General features: G+C 67.1%; 18 protein-coding genes. 9 read left to right on the top strand and 9 right to left on the bottom strand.

Annotated elements, in window-relative coordinates; genetic code table 11:
* Window positions 1-21: 21 nt before the first annotated feature.
* From CJ179_RS15860 to CJ179_RS15880, 5 genes are all read right to left on the bottom strand, one after another.
* Window positions 22-1,344: a cytochrome P450 gene (locus tag CJ179_RS15860; protein WP_095862198.1), complete on the bottom strand. Its 1,323-nt coding sequence runs from the start codon at window positions 1,342-1,344 to the stop codon at window positions 22-24.
* A gap of 153 nt (window positions 1,345-1,497) precedes the next feature.
* Window positions 1,498-2,295: an SDR family NAD(P)-dependent oxidoreductase gene (locus CJ179_RS15865; protein ID WP_095862199.1), complete on the bottom strand. Its 798-nt coding sequence runs from the start codon at window positions 2,293-2,295 to the stop codon at window positions 1,498-1,500.
* A gap of 26 nt (window positions 2,296-2,321) precedes the next feature.
* Window positions 2,322-3,476 (bottom strand): acyl-CoA dehydrogenase family protein, encoded by a 1,155-nt coding sequence (locus CJ179_RS15870; RefSeq protein WP_095862200.1) that lies wholly within the window; start codon window positions 3,474-3,476, stop codon window positions 2,322-2,324.
* Window positions 3,477-3,701: 225 nt separating this feature from the next.
* Window positions 3,702-4,232 (bottom strand): MarR family winged helix-turn-helix transcriptional regulator, encoded by a 531-nt coding sequence (locus tag CJ179_RS15875; RefSeq protein ID WP_072937181.1) that lies wholly within the window; start codon window positions 4,230-4,232, stop codon window positions 3,702-3,704.
* Window positions 4,233-4,286: 54 nt separating this feature from the next.
* The gene (locus tag CJ179_RS15880; protein ID WP_095862201.1) at window positions 4,287-5,267 is read right to left on the bottom strand and encodes a zinc-binding dehydrogenase; all 981 of its coding nucleotides are present in this window, start codon (window positions 5,265-5,267) and stop codon (window positions 4,287-4,289) included.
* 163 nt (window positions 5,268-5,430) lie between these two features.
* On the opposite strand from CJ179_RS15880, the gene CJ179_RS52730 reads away from it, so the two are divergent.
* Entirely contained in the window at window positions 5,431-5,688 is a 258-nt protein-coding gene (locus CJ179_RS52730; protein WP_257015559.1) for a lipase family protein, read from the top strand.
* Window positions 5,689-5,700: 12 nt separating this feature from the next.
* Here CJ179_RS52730 and CJ179_RS15890 read toward each other — a convergent pair whose 3' ends face one another.
* Both CJ179_RS15890 and CJ179_RS15895 read right to left on the bottom strand, forming a co-directional pair.
* The gene (locus CJ179_RS15890) at window positions 5,701-7,110 is read right to left on the bottom strand and encodes an FAD-binding oxidoreductase (RefSeq protein WP_095862202.1); all 1,410 of its coding nucleotides are present in this window, start codon (window positions 7,108-7,110) and stop codon (window positions 5,701-5,703) included.
* Between the two features lie 9 nt (window positions 7,111-7,119).
* The gene (locus tag CJ179_RS15895) at window positions 7,120-8,316 is read right to left on the bottom strand and encodes an Ig-like domain-containing protein (protein WP_072937277.1); all 1,197 of its coding nucleotides are present in this window, start codon (window positions 8,314-8,316) and stop codon (window positions 7,120-7,122) included.
* Between the two features lie 250 nt (window positions 8,317-8,566).
* Between CJ179_RS15895 and CJ179_RS15900 the strand changes: the two genes are divergently transcribed.
* Window positions 8,567-9,022 carry a MarR family winged helix-turn-helix transcriptional regulator gene (locus CJ179_RS15900; RefSeq protein ID WP_095862203.1) on the top strand — a complete coding sequence of 152 codons (456 nt, stop codon included), beginning with the start codon at window positions 8,567-8,569 and terminating at the stop codon, window positions 9,020-9,022.
* Window positions 9,019-10,431, top strand: a complete 1,413-nt coding sequence (locus CJ179_RS15905; RefSeq protein WP_095862204.1) for an MFS transporter — start codon at window positions 9,019-9,021, stop codon at window positions 10,429-10,431. The genes CJ179_RS15900 and CJ179_RS15905 overlap by 4 nt, the downstream gene beginning before the upstream one ends.
* A 7-nt stretch (window positions 10,432-10,438) precedes the next feature.
* Here CJ179_RS15905 and CJ179_RS15910 read toward each other — a convergent pair whose 3' ends face one another.
* A complete protein-coding gene (locus tag CJ179_RS15910) occupies window positions 10,439-11,017 on the bottom strand; it encodes a TetR/AcrR family transcriptional regulator (RefSeq protein WP_095862205.1) in 579 nt (192 codons plus the stop codon).
* A gap of 70 nt (window positions 11,018-11,087) precedes the next feature.
* Here CJ179_RS15910 and CJ179_RS15915 point away from each other — a divergent pair, with 70 nt between their 5' ends.
* Complete coding sequence (locus tag CJ179_RS15915) at window positions 11,088-11,558, top strand: group II truncated hemoglobin (RefSeq protein ID WP_072937188.1); 471 nt, start codon at window positions 11,088-11,090, stop codon at window positions 11,556-11,558.
* Here the strand turns inward: CJ179_RS15915 and CJ179_RS15920 are convergent.
* Window positions 11,546-12,673 carry a nitric oxide synthase oxygenase gene (locus CJ179_RS15920; protein WP_095862206.1) on the bottom strand — a complete coding sequence of 376 codons (1,128 nt, stop codon included), beginning with the start codon at window positions 12,671-12,673 and terminating at the stop codon, window positions 11,546-11,548. The genes CJ179_RS15915 and CJ179_RS15920 overlap by 13 nt on opposite strands.
* A gap of 141 nt (window positions 12,674-12,814) precedes the next feature.
* Here CJ179_RS15920 and CJ179_RS15925 point away from each other — a divergent pair, with 141 nt between their 5' ends.
* From CJ179_RS15925 to CJ179_RS15945, 5 genes are all read left to right on the top strand, one after another.
* On the top strand, window positions 12,815-13,789 hold the full coding sequence (locus tag CJ179_RS15925; protein ID WP_072937190.1) for an LLM class flavin-dependent oxidoreductase: 975 nt from the start codon (window positions 12,815-12,817) through the stop codon (window positions 13,787-13,789).
* A 113-nt stretch (window positions 13,790-13,902) separates the two neighbouring features.
* On the top strand, window positions 13,903-14,919 hold the full coding sequence (locus CJ179_RS15930) for a LacI family DNA-binding transcriptional regulator (protein ID WP_095862207.1): 1,017 nt from the start codon (window positions 13,903-13,905) through the stop codon (window positions 14,917-14,919).
* Window positions 14,920-15,924, top strand: coding sequence for a 2-hydroxyacid dehydrogenase (locus CJ179_RS15935; RefSeq protein ID WP_072937192.1), 1,005 nt, complete (start codon window positions 14,920-14,922; stop codon window positions 15,922-15,924).
* Window positions 15,921-17,138, top strand: coding sequence for a D-mannonate dehydratase ManD (gene manD, locus CJ179_RS15940; RefSeq protein WP_095862208.1), 1,218 nt, complete (start codon window positions 15,921-15,923; stop codon window positions 17,136-17,138). The genes CJ179_RS15935 and manD overlap by 4 nt, the downstream gene beginning before the upstream one ends.
* 5 nt (window positions 17,139-17,143) lie before the next feature.
* On the top strand, window positions 17,144-18,676 hold the full coding sequence (locus CJ179_RS15945) for a mannitol dehydrogenase family protein (protein ID WP_072937194.1): 1,533 nt from the start codon (window positions 17,144-17,146) through the stop codon (window positions 18,674-18,676).
* Window positions 18,677-18,683 lie beyond the last annotated feature (7 nt).

The following is an 18,683-nucleotide window of genomic DNA, read 5'->3' on the forward strand; positions in this document are numbered from 1 at the left end:
TTGTCTCGGCACACCACCTGGTCAGGCGAACGTCAGGTGGACGGGGAGGTGCCGCAATCCGCCGACGAAGTTGGTCTGGATCATCTTGGGTTCGCCGGTCACCTCGACGCGACGAAGCTTGGGCAGCAGTTCCTCGAGCATGACCTTCATTTCGAGCTTGGCGAGATGCTGGCCGATGCACATGTGCGGTCCGTAGCCGAACGCGATCTGCTTGTTCGGACGCCGGTCGATGTCGAAGGTGTCCGGGTTGTCGAACACGTCGGCGTCGCGGTTACCGGACTGGAACAGCAGCATCAGTCGGTCGCCGGCCTTGATCGAACTCCCACGGAGTTCGTAATCGGTGAGTGCGACTCGGGTGAACTGTTTCACCGGAGACACGATCCGCAACGCTTCGTTCACCAGGTGGGGAACCAGATCGAGGTCTCCCTGCACCTGCTCGAGGATGTCGGGACGTGCGGCCAACTGCTGCAGGCAACCCGCAAGGGTGCTCGCCGTGGTGTCGTGGCCGGCGGTGGCGATGGCGACGAACCACCCGTAGGCGAACGTCTTGGGGAAGTACTCGCCGTCGGCATCCTTCGCGACCGCGATGAGAGTCGCCAGATCGTCGCGTGGTTCTGCTCGCCTGCTTTCGACGAGAACATCGAAGTAGGCGTAGAAGTCGGAGATCGCCGCTGCCCACTGCTGGGCGGCGGCATCGGGAGACAGGCTCTCGATGTCCTCACGTGTCGCATCCGGGTCGGCGACCCCGAACAGGTCCTGTGTCAGTGCCATCATGCGCGGCTCGTCTTCGACCGGCACACCGAACAGCGACATGATGACGTGCAGCGGGAAGAACACCGCGAATTCCTGTACGGCGTCGAGGTCCTGGCTCCCGGACACGAGCCGATCGACGGATTCCTTCGCCGTCTCGCGGATGCGGTCCTCCCATTTCTTGAGGTTGGCCGGCCGGAACCAGTCGAACGCAACATCCTTGACGGTGGAGTGCTCCGGGGGATCGAGGTAGGGCAACGCGTCCAGGATGCGAAGACTTCCGCCGGTGAGTTTCTTCGTGAACTCGTCTCCGGCCTGGTTGGCGAGAATGGGGTTGTGCGAGCCCTTGTCCTCGCCGCCGCCGGCGCTGAAGATCTGCGGCTGTCGCTCGATCTCCATCAGATCGGCGTGCTTACTGACCAGCCAGAGCGGGTCGTATCCCTCAACGCGTGCCTGCCCGAGCGGCCGGTTCTCGCGCAGCCACCGGTAGGCGTCGTACAGCTTCGCGTCGTCGGTGTGTCCCTCGGCGAGAACGATCTGCCGTGCTATCTCATCGGGAATTGTTGTGGTGTTGGCGGATTCGACCGTCGTCATGATCAACCTTCTCTCTGGTGTGGGCTGAACAGCGCCGGGACGTACCGGCGCTGTCGCGCGGTGTCCGTTCATGCTGTGACTCGAGTCTCATGCATGAACGGCACCCATGCGTCACCCAGACGAGGGGTTTCGCCCCCGATTCGGAGGCAGTTCTCAGGCCGCCGAGATTCCCCCGTTGACGCTGATCGCCTGTCCGGTCAGCCGGCGCGCGGCGGGGGAGGCGAGGAAGACGGCGAGCGCAGCGAGGTCCTCGGATTCGGGGACGCCGAGGTGGGCCTGCTGTGCTGCCTTGGCGAACAGTTTGGCACTGAACCCGTCGGAGGTGATGCGTTCGGTAGACCCGGTGCCGGCGACCAGCGACGGCGTCAGGACGTTCACGCGGATTCCGCTGCGTTTGGCTTCGATGGCCAGTGTGCGGGTGAACATGACGATCGCGGCCTTCGCCGCCCCGATCACGGACTCGCCGGGCGTCGCGGTCTTGGCTGCGTCCGATGCGACGTTGATGATGACGCCGCCCTTCCGTGCCGTCATGTGGGGAACGATTTCGCTCGCGAGATACATGCACGGGAGCGCGAGTTGGTTGAAGATGCGCGCGATGTCGCCGGTGGGAATGTTCGCGAACAGTTCCGGCCGGACGTCGGCGGCTGTCGTGGATACCAGGATGTCCACGCCGCCCAGAATCCGCTCGGCTTCGGACGCGATATGGGCGGCGCCGTCGGCGGTGGTCGCGTCGGCGGAAAGGAAGGACACCTCGCACGACGAGTTGGCGGACGAGATGCGATCGACGGCAGTGTGTCCGCGTTCCGTGCTGCGTCCGACGACCATGATGCGCGGTGCGCCGGCCTGAGCGAGGCCGACGGCGGTCGCGAGCCCGATCCCTGCCGTGCCACCGACGATCAGTCCGCTGCTGTCCTTCAGTTCTTTCGGCGGTGAGATTTCATGCGTTCCCATGGTGAGCTCCTTCAGGGTGATGGGGGTCAGAGAGATACTGTGCCGCGGGCGAAGATGTCCTTCGCGATGATGCGTTTCTGGATCTCGGCTGTGCCGTCCGCGACGAGGTACGCGGTGACGTCGCGGTAGCGTTGCTGCAGAGGCGATTCGGTCGAGTACCCGAGGTTTCCGTGTACGCGCATGGCGAACTCGATCGCGTTCTTGGCCACGACGGGAGGCCACCACTTGCTCATCGACGCCAGGGCGGTGTGCGGCTGGGCGGTTTCCCGGAGCCACAGCGCCCGGTAGCAGATCCAGCGAGCGCCTTCTAAATAGGTGGCGTGCTCGGCGAATTGGAACGCGAGTCCCTGGTGCTCGGAGAGCGGCTGCCCGAACGTCTCCCGTTGCTGCGCGTACGCGGCGGCTTCCTCCAGACTCTGTTTCGCGGCGCCGAGGCACATCAGTCCGAGAGCCGCACGACTGAAGTCGAAGTGGTCCATGACCGAGTGAAAGCCCTTGCCGAGTTCGCCGACGAGATGCGACTCGGGAACGAAGACGTCGGACAGATGAATGCTTCCCCACCCCAAGGGCAGGCAGCCCATGCCGGGCATGTGGCTGACGCTGACCCCGTCCGCGTCGAGCGGCACGACGAAGCAACTGACACCCCGGGCACGGCTGGATCCGGGCTCTCGCGCGTAGACAAGTGCCGCAGTGGCATTCATCGCCCAGGAGATGGCCGTCTTCTCGCCGTTGAGGCGCCATCCGCCCTCTACCGCCGTTGCGGTGGTGGTCAGTGCACTCGCATCGGAGCCCGAGCCCGGTTCGGTCAACGCGATGGCGATGGTCTGCTCCCCGTTGATGAGGGGAGGGAGGTAGCGCTCCTGGATCTCGTCCCGGCACAGCGCCAGTTGAGAGGCGACCAACCCGATCTGGACGGGTGCCGACGCCATGTTCACGTCGCCGTAGGCCAGGGTCTCGGTGGCGATCCCGAGGAGGACGGGGTCTTCGGTGCCCGTGCCGCCGTACTGTTCGGGCAGGCCGATGCCCAGCAATCCGAGGTCGCCGATCCTCTTCAGAATGTCGAAAGGGAAGTCCGTTGACGCGGCTCGATCGCGGTAGCCGGGAAGTAGAACTCGGTCGCTGAACGTGGCCAGCGTCTTTCGGAACTCTTCGTGTTCGTCGGTGAATGCGAATGAAACCATCGGAGTGTGCTCCTGTGCGTGACTCGGCTGGGGGATCACGGCGAGGGGGCGTTGTCGTGCACTGAGAAGCCGGACGGCCCGTTCCTCGTCCCGTGAGAACTATTCTAGGTTTGAATAGTAGGGCGTCAAAGCTAATGAGGCAAGAGATGTGCCGGGTAGATGTCTACGTGGGAGATGCGGCGCCCGGGTCCGGCACCTCAACCGCGAGAGGGTCTCCGGCGGTTCTCAGTCCCCGGTTTCGACGTCACCGACGGCGCGACGTACCTGTTGCAGTTGTTCGATCAACGCTTCCAGGGTGTCGGTGTCGACGGGCGCAAGGCCGAAGCGCACTGCGGCGAGGCGATCGTTCGCATCCTCGACCACCTCCAGGCCGGCCGGGGTGAGGGTTGCGAGAACGGTGCGGCGATCCGTCGCGTGGGCTTTGCGTTCGACGAGGCCCGCCTTGACGAGTTGGTCGACCGCCATCGACACGGTGGTGGGGTGGACCATGAGGTACTTGCTCAACTTGCCGAGCGTGCGAGTGCGCTGCTCCGACAGTTGCAGCGACGTGAGAATGAGATAGGCGTTGCGCGACAGTCGAAGTGAACGCAGTTCCTGGTCCATGGCGCGCACGATCCACTGGTGCGTGCGGAGCAACGCCATCGTGGTTCCGAACTCCAGATCGGCCGAATCACGCCGCTGGGACCATTCGGCTCGCATCCAGTCGACCACGTCGTGGCGCTCGTCGTCAGCCGGCGTCGGGAGTTCACTCGCCACTGGGCGTCCTCTCGTCGTCACCGAACCGCGTCGAGGTAGATCATAGAACCGCGGTCACCCGTGCGAGAGAACGACCTTCCCGAACCCGCTTCCCTGTTCGAGGTGTTTGTGTGCGGCCGCCGCCTCGGCGAGGGGGAAGATCGCGCTGATGGGCACGGGTGGGACGGATTCGGTGTCCAGCAACGTCAACAGCCCCGCGAAGTCCCCGGGACTGCCCATCGTGGTCCCGATCAGTTCGTACTGACCGAAGTAGAAAGGTCGGACGTCCAGGGTGGCGAGCTCGCTGCGCGACGCGCCCAGCACGACCAGGCGGCCACCCGGCCGCAGTGCGGCGATGGACTGCTCCCAGGTCCCCACCGAATCCAGGACGAGGTCGAATCCCTGACCGTCCGGGGTGAGTCGGCGAGCCTCGTCCGGCCATTCGGGGTCGGTGTAGAGCACACCGTTCGCGGCGCCGAGTTCCTGTGCCTGCGCGATCTTGGCCGCCGTGGAGGACGTGACGGTGACGTTCGCTCCTACTGAGGAAGCCAGCATGACGGCCATGGTCGCGACGCCGCCGCCTGCACCCAGGACGAGCACGTTCTCGCCGGCGCGGAGGCGGCCACGCGTGAACAGGGCGCGGTAGGTGGTGAGTCCGACGAGGGGCAGTGCGGCGGCCTGCTCCCAGCTGAGCCCGCGTGGTTTGGGGGCGACGCAGTCTGCGGGAACGCGCACCAACTCGGCATAGGTGCCTCGCTGGTGATCGCCGAGGATCTCCCACTGTGCGCTCGGCGCGGCGTCGCGATCTCCCCACCACAGCGACGGGAGGACGAGAACCTCCTCGCCCGTGTCGCTGCGAATGCCTGCGCCGTCGGCGCCGAGTACGTGCGGCAGCGGTGACGAATACCTGCCCTGGCGGACGAGGACGTCGTGCCAGTTGAGCGCGGCCGCCCTCAGGCGGACGGTGACCCAACCCGAGCTCGCCACGGGGTCGGAAATCGACTCCACCTTCAAGACATCCGGCTCCCCGAATTCTCGCAACACGACGGCGTCCACAAAAAGTCCTTTCGGTCGTACCATTCGCACGGTAGCATGTTTTTCGTGCGCATTCGGCGGTGGTTGCGCCTTCTGGTCGCGGCGGTGACGGGACGGAGTGTGCCGATCCCGGTCGATTCCTGGCAGCTGCTGTACAAGTCGCTCGACCGCATCAGAGTCGTTGATGATCGCGTATCTGCTATCCCGTGGTTGGGCGGTCGTCACCGCCGACTACGAAGGACCGGAATCCGAATTCCTCGCCGGACCACAGGCCGGCTACGCGGTTCTCGACGGCATCCGCGCTGCCCTCCAGTTCGGGCCGAGTGGACTGAGCCCGCATGTGCCGAGTCACAACACCACCTTGGTCTCCGGCGCGCCGGGTGCGATCGACTTTCTTGCAGCACGTTTCGCCGGCCGGGCTGCCGTCGACGATTGCGTGTGACATCTGCGAATCTCAGAGCGGGTAGTGCGTCAGCACCCCCATCGGATCGTGCCTTTGCCGCAGTTCGCGCAGTCGCCGCAGGTTTCCGCCGTAGGCAGCGTCGATCTCGGCGCCCGTCTCGGGGAATCCGGGCCGGACTTCGACGCTGTAGACGCCGGTGGTGTGGGGTGCGAGCGCGTCGAGGGTGCCGCCCGCCCAGGACAGGCAGGCGGCGCCGTCGTAGGGGTCGGACCAGATGGCGTTGAGCGGGATGTTCCATTCGCCGCCGCGACCCCAGAAGGCGGTGTCGCCGTTACCCACATCGGCGAGTGCACCGCCGGTGTGCTGGAAGTCGATTCGACATTCCCGCGTCGGCGCCCCGCGGATCTGGGTGGCCAGGGCTTCCGCGAGGTGGGAGTCGAGGGTCGGTCCGGTGAAGACGGCCTTCCCGAAGAACGACCCCCGGTGGTCACCCGGTTGGGGAAGCCGGATCGGTTCCGGTTCTTCGCCGTCGGCTCCGGGTGGCGCGAATTCGGGTAGCCCATCGAGGTAGTTGCCCGTCGTCTCGGACCGGTACAGCACGCTGCCCGACACGGCGGCGACCGAGGTGGCGGCGGCCCGGGCGCGGTCGATGTCGGATGCGTCCTGGCTCGCGCACGCGGTGTACACGAACAGGACGGGTTCGTCGGCGGACAGTGCGCTGTAACCGAGCACCGCGCCCATCGTCGTGTCACGCGGAAGCGTCGGGGCGACACGGAAATAGGTGGCGAGCGCTTCGAGTCCGAGCACCATTCGATCGACCCACACCGGACCCTGCGGATGGGTGCGCAGCACCGCCGACGTGACGACACCGAAGCACGGTGCGCAACCCCGGACCGCCCACCACAGATCGGCCTCGTCGCCGGTGCTGGCCTCGGACAGGTGGACGACTTCGCCGGAGGGCAGCACGAGTTCGACCTCGAGCAGCTGATCGAGCGTCAGCCCGAGACTGCGGGTGAGGTAGCCGACGCCGCCGCGGGTGACCAGACCGAAGCCCGCATGTCCGACGATCCCGACCGGCACCACCCGGCCGGAGGAGGCGAGGGTGTCCAGCATGGTTCCCACGGTGGCGCCGCCGGCGACGACCACTCGGTCGTCCTCGGGCCGCGCCGTGTTCATCTGGGCAGACAAGTCGAGCATGACGGCGTCGTCGGCGACACAGTTCGAACTCAGCCCGCCGCCGCGGACGGTGACGGTGCCGCCCGTCCGATGCGCAACCCGCATGACAGTGGAGACGTCCTCCACGGACTCCGGTTCGACGACGCAGGACGGTCGGCGTCTCGCGGCGTCGGGAAAGAACACTCTGCCCAGTGCCGCGCGGTAGTCGTCGGTGTCCGGCAGATGAACCCGGTGCGGGAGCACCGCCTTCAGCTGCGCGACACATTCCGCGGATGGTGAACTCACGAGCGCCTCCTATCCGGTTGCGTTACCTGCCTGCCACTCGGCCCACGGAACTTCCCAGTCCCCGTACGTGTCCCACACGGGCAGGATCGGCCCGCCCGAGTTGGTGATCTCGACGACGTCGCCGATACCGAAATGGTCGAACATCCACTGGGCGTTGGCGGGAGCCAGGTTCACGCAGCCGTGGGAGACGTTGCTGTTGCCCTGATCGCCCACCGACCACGGCGCCGAGTGGACGAACTCGCCGTCGTTCGAGATGCGGAGGTTCAGGTCGACCTTCTCGCGGTAGTAGTCGGGGTCGCCGGCACAGACGCCGTACGTGCAGGAGTCCATGATGATGCTCTGCTGCCTGTCGGAGACCACATGCGGGCCCTCGTGCGAGGGGTGGTCGGGGGAGCCGAGGCTCATCGGCATCGAGGTTTCCTGAACACCGTTGTGGAACACGGTGAGCACCTCGCTGGCACCGTCCGCCTTGGCGACCCACGAGTCGTGCACGGTGTAGTCGGCGGCATTGTTCTCGGCACCGAAGACGCCGTCGCCCAGGTCGACGCCGAACACGTCCGCCTCGATGTGGATCTTGGTTCCCGGCGCCCAATAGTTTGCGGCGCGATAGTGCGCGTTCTGGTCGTCGGTCCAGTACCAGGCCCCGGGCTGCGGCGGTGTTGTCGTCACGTGCAGTCGCTCCTGCACCGCGGCCTTGTTGGCGACCGGAGCGGTGAACTGGAACACCATGGGCTGGCCGACGCCGATGCCCGTGTCCGCGACGACCTCGGGTGCCGGGACGACGTTCGCGTACGCGGTGGAATCGGGGGTCATCGTCGTCACCGTGAACGTCTGCTCGACGGGGGCGCCGTCGGGGTTCGCCGCGTCGGCGACGACCGTGTACGTGGACCCGTATCCGAGGGGCGCGGTGCTCGTCCAACTCGTGCCGTCGGGGGCGAGGGCGCCTGAGACCGGTGCGCCGGCGTCCGCGGGATTCGTGACCGTCACGGTGGTCAGCCGGCCTCCCGTGGCGGTGACCACGATCGGGGTGGTCGGGTTGATCGGCGCGCCGGCGGCCGCGGGAACGGCAATCGAGGCGGGCGCGGCCTGGGTGGTGGTCGGGGGTTCCGAGGTGCCGGTGTCTCCGATGGTGCATGCCGTGGCCAGGAACGTCAGGGCCACCACTGCAACGATGCCGGCTGTCCGTGTGCGGAGAGTCACGACCACCTTCTTTCGGATCTCGATCAGCGTTTCGCCGTCCTCATACTGCCAGCGATCGCCTCGGAGTTTCCTGTCAGACACCCGCCGACCCTGCCCGACCTGGGTGAATCCGTCCACTCACGACGATTTAGACAGCTGTGCTGGCAATATTTCTGACTGTATGCGCACGTAGTTGGCGCAACATGACGATTGACCTTGAGAAATAAAACAGCTAGACTGGCTAATGAAATTGCTCCGGCGAACGAGAGGCGAATACATGGACGAGAAGGCTGATCGACTCCGTGAGGATGTCGTCATGTTCACCCGGCGCATCCGGACCCAGCGGTCCGGGCACCTGCTCACGCCCTCGCAGCTGCAGGCCCTCGCGCATCTCGACCGGGAAGGTCCGATGAGCGCCCGTGCCCTCGCCGATCTCGAGCAGGTGGCGCCGCAGTCCATCGCGCGGACCGTCTCGATCCTCGAAGACTCCGGCATGGTATCCCGCACCGTGGACCCCCAGGATGCCCGGGCGAGCATCGTCGCGATCACCGCGCTGGGATTGCAAACCCTCACCGCCGACCGCTCGCGGCGGAGCGAATGGCTCTCGGCGGCGCTCGCCACCGAATGCACCGACGCCGAACGCGACCTCCTCTTCATCGCCGGACGGCTACTCCGCCGACTCGCAGCAACCCCCGAGTCGGCGCCGCAGCGGGAGTCACTGATGAACTCGTGAGCGCGACCGTCGCCGACACCGCTGTCGCGCAGAAGTCGCCGTCCGTACCGTTCCGGGTCAGCGGATCCGTCGCCACCGGGAGCATTCTCCAACCCCTGAACTCGTCGATGATCGCGGTGGCGATCGTCGGCATCGCCGCCCAGTTCGGCTCCTCGTCCGGCATCACCTGGGTGATCTCCGCGCTCTACATCGCCACCGCCGTCACCGCGCCGATGGCGGGGAAGCTCGGCGCCCTCCTCGGCGCCCGGAAGGTGTACCTCGGGGGCCTCGCACTGGTGGCGCTGGGCTCCGTGGCCGGTCTGCTCGCACCCACGGTCGGCTGGCTGATCTTCTCCCGCATCCTCGTCGGAATCGGAACCGCCACCCAGTATCCCAACGCGATGACGATGATTCGCGGGTACGCGGAACGGCACGGTGCGCAACCGCGCACCGCGATCACGACCCTCGCGATCTGCAGCCAGGGAGTCGTGGCACTCGGCCCGACGCTCGGCGGACTGCTGGTGGGTGCGTTCGGCTGGCAGTCGATCATGTGGATCAACCTCCCGATCGTCGCGTTCAGCGCCGTCGCGGTCACGAAGTTCGCGAACGTCGGTTTCGTCGGCGGCATGTCGGTCAGTCGACGGCAACTGGTGCACGCACTCGACGTCGTGGGAGTCCTGCTGTTTCTCGCGCTCGTCTCGTCCACGATGCTGTTCCTGCTGTCGATCACCACCGACCCGGTGTGGTGGCTGATCCCCGTGTGGGCGCTGGTGCTGGCGCTGTTCGTCCAGTGGGAACGTCGGGCGGATGAACCGTTCATCGACGTTCGGGCACTGGCCCGGAACCGGGCGCTCAGCGCGACCCTCGCGCGGACCCTCCTCACCTACACGGCCTTCTACTGCGTCTTCTTCGGAATCCCGCAGTGGTTGCAGTACTCCCGGGGAATGGGCGCCACTGAGGCGGGGCTGACGATGCTTCCCGTCGCCGTCGTCGGTATCGGCTCCACACTGCTCGCGTCCCGGACGTACCGGCGGCACGGGGTACGCCGAACGCTCACCGTCGGGACGTGTGCGCTGCTTGTGGGCGGGGTGCTCCTGGCCTCGGTGGAGAGCAGCACCGCCCCGATCGTCGTGCTGCTCATGGTGGCGGCAGTGCTGGGAATCCCCAACGGATTCAACAACATCGGAAACCAGAATCTGATCAGCTCGGTCACGTCCGTCGAGGAAGTGGGCACGGCGATCGGGATGTACCGCACCGTGCAGTACATCGGGGCGAACCTGTCGGCCGTCGTGCTGCAGACCACCGCCGGTCACGTCATCGGCGACGACGGACTGCACCGCACGGGATGGTTCATCGCGATCGCGGGTGTTCTCCTCCTCGCCGGGGTCCTGATGTCGCGGAACATGGGCGACCGCCGGTCTGCTGCGTAGGAATCGCTCAGGAGGGAACCGTTCCTCCGACTGCCCGCCAGATCAGCGCGGCGGTCCGGGCAGGCCAGTCCGCGGGGGGCGGATCGCCGGCCAGGGCGCGGCCGTACCAACTGCCCGTGGTCATCGTGACGGCGACCTCGAGATCGGCGTCGGCGTCGATCATCTTCAGCTCCGCGGCACGATCCAGGATGGCGCGGATACGGCGCCGGCGCGGTGCCACCACCCGGGCACGGTACTGCGCGCGGACGTCACCGTCCGTCGTGTCCTGGAGCATCGTCCCGACCAGTGACAGCCGGCCGGTGCGCGACACCCCGCGCTGGAAGTCGGCCAGTTCGCGAACCAGATCACCGAACGGGTCCGCCGACGACCGGCCGGTCTCCTCGTCGGCCAACTGCGCCACGACGGCCGCGGCCAACTCCGCCTTCGTCGCCCACCGGCGGTACAGCGCCTGGCGGGTGGTGCCCGCCTCCGCCGCGATCGCGGCGAGCGACATCGCGTCGTATCCGGCCCGGGACAGTTGCCGGCCCGCAACTCTCAGGACCCGGGTGTCGATGTCGGTGTCGCGACTGCGCCCGGCCACACTCATGCTCGAACCTCTTTTCAATCCAATACTGATGTGTATTGTAATGGAGAGACGACGGAAATCGGGAGCTCGCATGAGTGATCAGGACACCCCGTCCCTGTACGAATGGGCGGGCGGTGAGCAGTCGTTCCGGCGGCTGATCGACGCCTTCTACGACCGGGTGGAGCGCGACGAACTGCTGTCGCCGATGTTCCCCGGCGGCGTGCACGAGGAGCATCGCCGCAACGTCACCCTGTGGTGGTGCGAGGTGTTCGGCGGCCCGCCGGGATACACCGAACACCTCGGCGGCTACGAACGCATGCTGCGGCACCACATCGGTCTCGCCATCAGCCCGCAACAGCGGCACCGCTTCGCCGCGACCATGAGTCTCGCCGCCGACGACGCGGCCCTGCCGTCCGACCCCGAATTCCGCTCCGCCTTCATGGCATACGTCGAGTGGGGGACCCGGCTCGCCCTGCAGAATTCGAGTCCGGGAGCCGAGGTGGTCGAGCACGCACCCGTCCCGCACTGGGGTTGGGGCGTCGCCCCGCCCTACCGCGGCTGATCGGAGATCGGGCAACCCGAGCTGGCGGCCGGGAGAAAGTTGGGGCGGAGGTCCATGTCGGGCGCGTCGTAGAGTCGGTGGAACGTCGGGGTGAGCGCTGCCGACATCGGTGGGTTGATCCACGACCAGTCGGTGGGGCACTTCCGGCCCAGCGATTCCTCGCGTTCGACATGGCTGATGAACTGCTTGGCGACGGTGTGATGATCGACCATGTGCACCCCGGACTGCCGGTAACTGTGGATCACGGCGCGGTTCAGTTCGACCAGTGCCCGGTCGCGCCAGAGCGTCCGCTCCGACGTCGTGTCCAGGCACAGCTTTTCGGCGATGGCGGGCAGCATGTCGTACCGGTCCCGGTCGCTGAAGTTGCGGGCCCCGACCTCCGTGCTCACGTACCACCCACTGAACGGCGCCAGCGGATACGTCAGCCCGCCGACGGAGAAGCTCATGTTCGACACGGCGGGCACGGCATGCCATTTGAGACCGAAATCGGCGAACCAGGCGTAGTCGGGGTGCTCGATCTCGACCTCGAGCACCAGCTCGGATGGAATCTCGTACCAGCGCAGCGTCTCGTCGGGGGTGCTCACCAGCAGCGGCAGCACGTCGAACGGCGTGCCTGCGCCCCGCCACCCCATCTTCGTCACCGCCTCGGTGATTCCGACCTGGGCGGGGTCCCCGGTCACCGTCCCGTCCGCGTGGCGGTAGCCGGCGTACCGGATCAGTTGCGGGCTGACGATCTTGTACTCGCGTCCGTCCGCCAGCGGTAGGGGACCGACCGTGATGACCGAGCGCAGCGCGCCGCCGTTCGTCGCGACCCGCAGGTGCTCCCAGCACGCCTCCGCAATCTCGTCCGCGGTGGTGGCGTGGCGGGCATCGATCAGCTTCAGCGTGCGCCAGTGCTTGCGACCGACGCAGCGGGCGTGATTGCGCCACGCCAGCTGCGAGCCGACTTCCAGTTCCTCCACGGTGTGCTCGTAGCGGCCCGCCTCGGCCAGCGACTCCAGTGCGTCCGCGAGGCGGGCGGTGGGCAGATGGGCCAGCTCGGGCTCGCTGAAGAACTCTGCGCACTCCCGCATCTGCGCTGCGGACCGCGACGTGACATCCAGCGAGTACGACATAGTCCCTGTGCTGCTCACCATTGACCTCCCGGCGATCGTGGATCCTGCGGCGGTCAGTATGTCAGCGAAGCGGGCACACTCGTCCACCGAGTGCGGACGGGGTGAGGAAATACCGGCGGCAGGACGGCGGTTCCCCCGGAGGTGAAGCTCTCGATTCTGGACCGGTCCCGCACGCGCCGCGGTGCGCCCGACTCTGCCGCGCTGACCGGGACGATCGAGCGGGCGGTGCACGCCGAACACCTCGGATTCGAGCGGTTCTGGGTGGCCGAGCACCACGCCGTGCCGGGCATCGCGAGCGGGTCGCCGCCTGTGCTGCTCGCGGCCCTCGGCGCCCGCACCAGCCGGATCCGGTTGGGCTCGGGTGGTGTGATGCTGCCGAACCACCAGCCGCTGGTGGTGGCCGAACAATTCCTGATGCTCGAGGCCGTGTACCCGGGCCGCATCGACCTGGGGGTCGGGCGGTCCCTGGGATTCACCAAGCCGGTGCGGGAGGCGCTGCGACGCGACCGCAACGCCCCCGACACGTTCGCGGACGACCTCGACGAGGTGCGGAACTACCTCGAGGGCAAGGGCACCGTGACGGCCCGGCCCCAGGTGGCGAGCCCCCCGTCGATGTTCGTTCTCGCGACTCGCCGCGGACTCGACTTCGCCGCGAAGGCCGGTCTGCCGGTGGTGGTCGGCGGGCCGATCCTTCAAGGGTCGGGCGCGCGCGTCCCGGAACTCGACCGGTACCGCGACAGCTTCGTCCCATCCGCCGTTCACCGGGCCCCGTACGTGATGATCTCGCTCGAGGTCATGATCGCCGAGAACGACGACCGGGCCCGTGAACTGCTGCTCCCGGAGGCGTGGGCGCTGGCGCAATCGAGCCGGACCGGCGAATTTCCGCCGCTCGAATCGGTCGCGGACATACGCACTCAGCCCTGGACCCCGCGGCTGCGCGAACAGGTCGACGCCACGATCGCGTCGTCGATCCACGGCGACGCCGAGCAGGTGAAGGTCGCGCTCGACGCGCTGAGGGCGCGCACCGGCGCCGACGAACTCCTGGCCTCGACGTCCACGTTCGACCGGGACGCGCTGTTCGAATCCGATCGGCTGTTGTCACTCCTGGACGTGTGACCGCGCACGACACACAACAGTTGCCGCAAGCCTTGCGCAAGTCTTGACAATCTTGCGCAAGCGGGTGGATAGTGTGTGTCGGCAGTCACAACGAACAGCGAGGCGGTAGCACCGTGGCACCCACCTTGACCGAGGTCGCTCAACGCGCAGGGGTATCCCTGTCCACCGCATCGCGGGCGTTCAGTGCACCGGACCGGATCGGACCGGACACTCTCGCGCGGATCATCGCGGTCGCCGACGAGATCGGCTACCGGGCTGCGTCGCCGACGCGCAACGACGCGGTGAGGCCGACGGCGACCACCGTCGCTGTCGTGGTGCCCGACATCGGGCACACGGTGTTCGCGAGTTTCGTGAAGGCGGCGCAGGCTCAGGGGTGGCACCGGCGGCAGACCGTGCTCCTCACCGACACGGACGGCAGCGCGGATCGTGAGCGCGAGGTCCTCGGCGAATTGCAGGGTCGTGTCGACGCACTCGTCGTCTGCGCGCCGCGACTGCCCGCCTCCGACATCGTGCAGCTTGCCGGCGACACCCCACTGGTGCTCGTCAACCGGTCTTCGCCCGAATGCGATTGCATCGTGGCGGATTCCGAGGACGGTCTTCGTCAGACCATCGACTACCTCGTCGCCCTCGGGCACGAACACCTCGCCTACGTTCAGGGCTCGCCGCAGTCCTGGTCGAATCAGCGCCGCGTCGCCGCGGTCGAGGAATTCTGCAAGTCCCGCGATGTGCAGCTGAGCCTGCTCGGCTGGCAGCAGGAGACCCTCGCGGGTGGTCATGCCGCGGCCGCGAGCGTGATCGCGACCGGTGCGAGTGCCGTGATCACACACAACGATCCGATGGCGATCGGTGTGATGAACGGCGTCCGCGCAATGGGCTTTTCGGTTCCCGACGACCTGAGCGTCGTCGGCATCGACGACTCACCGCTGGCCGAGCTCGCCAACCCCGCGCTCACGAGTGTCAACGTGCCCATGGCGAGAGCCGGCGTGCTGAGTCTCGACCTGGTGTACCAGCGCGCCGGCGAACCGGATTCCGACGTCCGCGAAGTTCACCTCCCCACACAACTTGTCGTCCGTGCGTCGGCCGGACCGGCGCACGATCGGGTGTTTCGCCCCGGAAAAGAGAGCCGCTAGATGAAAATCGTTGTTGCCGACAGTAATCTGATCCCACACCGGGCGCGGTTCGATGCCGCGGTTCCCACAGGATCGCAACTGTCCTGGCACGGCAGCTTCGACGAGGCTGCCCTGATCGAAGATCTGCGTGACGCCGACGTGTATGTCGGGGGAAAGTTCACGCCGTCGATGGCGTCGTCCGCGACCACGCTGCGGCTCGTGCACGTCGCCGGCGCCGGCACGGACAACATCTCGTTCGGCGCCCTGGCCCCCGACGTGCTGGTGGCGAACACCTTCCACCACGAGAAGTCGATCGCGGAATACGTCGTGGCGGCCGCAGTGATGCTTCGGCGCGGCTTCGTCGCCCAGGACGCGGCCCTGCGGCGCGGGGTGTGGGCGACGTCGGTCTACGACGACCGCCTCACACAGTCGAATTCACTGCAGGGTGCGCGGGTGGGTTTCGTGGGTTTCGGCCACATCGGCAACGCCGCGTGGAATCTGTTCCGGGCATTCGGCGCGACAGGAGCGGCCGTGACCGGCCGCGGCAACGTCGATGCGACGGGTGAGGGGTTGGACTGGGCGGCCGACGTGTCCCAGCTCGGGCGTCTCCTCGCCGAATCCGATGTCGTCGTGGTGTCCGCACCGCTCGACGACCGGACGCGGGGCATGATCGGCGCCGACGAATTGCGTGCGCTGGGCAGCGACGGTGTGCTGGTCAACGTGGGCCGCGGGCCTCTCGTCCAGGAGCAGGCACTGTTCGACGCGCTGTCCTCGTCGACCATCGCGGCTGCGGCCATCGACGTCTGGTACGACTATCCCGGAGCCGACGGTCGAGGTGCGCCCAGTGCCCTCCCGTTCTCCGAACTCCCCAACATCATGATGACGCCGCATTCTTCCGGGGTGTCGCGGCAGACGTTTCTCGGCCGCGTCGACGACATCACCGACAACATCACCCGACTCGCACGCGGGGAGCAGTTGCGCAACGTCGTTGCTCCCGCGGTCGGAGCGAAAGGATCACGGGCATGACCGACAAGATCATCTCCGCGGACGTGCTGGTCTGCAGCCCCACCCGCAACTTCGTCACCCTGAAGATCACCACCGCCGACGGCGTCGTCGGTTACGGTGACGCGACACTGAACGGCCGCGAACTGTCCGTCGTGTCGTATCTGCGAGACCACGTCGCGCCCTTGCTGATCGGACGGGACGCGACGCGGATCGAGGACACCTGGCAGTACCTCTACCGTGGGGTGTACTGGCGCCGCGGGCCGGTCACGATGGCCGCGATCGGCGCGGTCGACGTGGCGCTCTGGGACATCAAGGGCAAGACGCTCGGCCAGCCCGTCTACCAGTTGCTCGGCGGTGCCGTGCGTGACCGCGTCCTGTCGTACACCCACGCCACCGGGTGGGACGTGCCCGCGCTGCTCGACTCCGTCGACGCCAAGCGGGAGAAGGGCTTTCAGGCGATTCGTGTGCAGTCCGGGGTGCCCGGACTCGATTCGGTCTACGGTGTGCACAAGGGGGCTGCGGGATACGAGCCCGCGAGCCGCGGCGCACTCCCGGTCGAAGAGGTATGGGACACGGACGCCTACCTCAATCATGTGCCCGGGGTCCTCGCGGCGGTCCGGGATCATGTCGGCCCCGACCTCAAGTTGCTGCACGACGCCCACCATCGACTCACCCCGCAGCAGGCCGCGCGGCTCGGCAAATCGCTCGAGCCGGTGAATCTGTTCTGGCTCGAGGACGTCACGCCGGCAGAGAACCAGGACGCGTTGCGTCTGGTGCGCAACCACACCACGACGCCGCTGGCGATCGGCGAGGTCTTCAACACGATCTGGGATTGCCAGCACCTGATCACCGAACAACTGATCGACTTCATTCGCGTGGCGGTCGTCCACGCCGGCGGAATCAGCCACGTCCGCAAGATATTTGCGCTCGCCGAGGTGTATCAGGTGCGAGGCGGACCTCACGGGCCGTCGGACGTCTCGCCGATCTCCCTGGGCGCGAGCCTGCAGCTCGGACTGGCGACGCCGAACTTCGGAATTCAGGAATACATGGGCTACGACCCGCTCGTCAGTGAGGTCTTCCCGCACGCGTGGTCGTTCGCGGACGGCCATCTCACCCCCGGTGACGCACCGGGTGTCGGAGTGACGATGAACGAGGAACTCGCGGCGAAGTATCCCTACGAGCAGGCCTACCTCCCGGTCGCCCGGCGCCGCGACGGCTCCATGACGGATTGGTGACGCGCATGACCGAACACCCACTCTCACGCCGAAACGTTTCCGCCGCGGCACTGATCCACCGGCGGGTGCCGGAAGGCACCGGGATCGTGCACCTGGGGCTCGGCAACTTCCACCGTGCCCACCAGGCCGTCTACACCGCGCTGGCAATGGAACGCGAACCCGGGCCGTGGGGGATCCTCGGTGTGGCGAGCCGGTCGAGCGCCGTCGCCGATGCGATGACGGCGCAGGATCTGCTCTACAGCGTCGTCGAGATCTCGCCCGGTGGATCGCGTGTCAGAGTTCCCGGCTCCCACACCGGGACCCTGGTGGCCGAACACGATCCGGAGTCCGTCGTTCACGCGATCGCGGATCCGGCAACGAAGATCGTGACGATCACCGTGACCGAACACGGGTACACCGTGTCTCCCGAGACCGGATCCCTCGACCTCGACTCCGACGCTGTCCGGCGTGATCTCGCCGAGGCCTCGACGCCGCGCACGACGATCGGACAGATCGCCCGCGCACTGGCCCTGCGGGCGAGCACACACGGCACCCCGATCACCATCCTCAGCTGCGACAACCTGCTGGCAAACGGGCGGCAGACCGAACGGCTCGTGCGCGAGTTCGTCGGCACCTTCAGGGCACCCCTCCGTGACGAGGTACTGACCTGGATGGATGCGTCCGTGGCGTTCCCCAATTCGATGGTGGACCGCATCGTGCCGTCCAGTTCGGACCGATACAACGAGACGGCCCTGACGCACCTCGGCGTGCGGGACACGATCGCCGTCCCCGCCGAACCGTTCACGATGTGGGTGATGGAGGAGAAGTTCGCCGCCGGCCGTCCCGCCTGGGAGCACGGCGGCGCACTGTTCACCGACGACGTCGAGCCGTACGAGCTGATGAAGGTCCGGCTGCTCAACGGGACGCATTCGCTCATCGCGTACCTCGGCGCACTCGACGGGTGTGCCACCATCCCCGAGTCCGTGGCACGACCGTTCGTCGAGGACGCGGCGCGCCGCATCCTGTGCGACGAATACCTGCCGACAGTCACTGTTCCCGAAGCGGTCGACACGGACGACTACATCCGGCAACTCTTTTCGCGCTGGTCCAATACCGCTCTGGGACACCGCACCTCGCAGGTCGGCTCCGACGGATCGGTCAAATTGGCGCAGCGTATCCCGATCCCCGCGCTCGAACACCTCGGCCGCGGTGACGTCCCGCAGTTCCTTGCTCTGACCGTGGCGGCGTATCTCGCCTGCATCGCCCCGCTGCCTGGATTCGACCCCGGCCCACACGCACGATCCATGACCGACCCCGCTCGACCGCGCCTGGCAGGAATGGCCGACAACGCCGCTTCCACTACAGAATTCGTTCGCTCCGTCTTCGTCGACGGAGGCCTGTTTCCCAGCGTTCTCGCTGCGCACACCGAGTTCGTCTCGCGGATTGCCGACTTCGTCGACATCATCGTCCGCCACGGGCCGGCTGTCGCCGCCGGTGAAGCATCCGCCCCGGTCCCGGACTCCGGCGCGCTCACGCTGCAGTCCAGGGCGACCATCTGACTCTCTC

It is taken from the genome of Rhodococcus sp. ACS1 (assembly GCF_002300155.1).
Classification (GTDB): Bacteria; Actinomycetota; Actinomycetes; order Mycobacteriales; family Mycobacteriaceae; genus Rhodococcus_F; species Rhodococcus_F koreensis.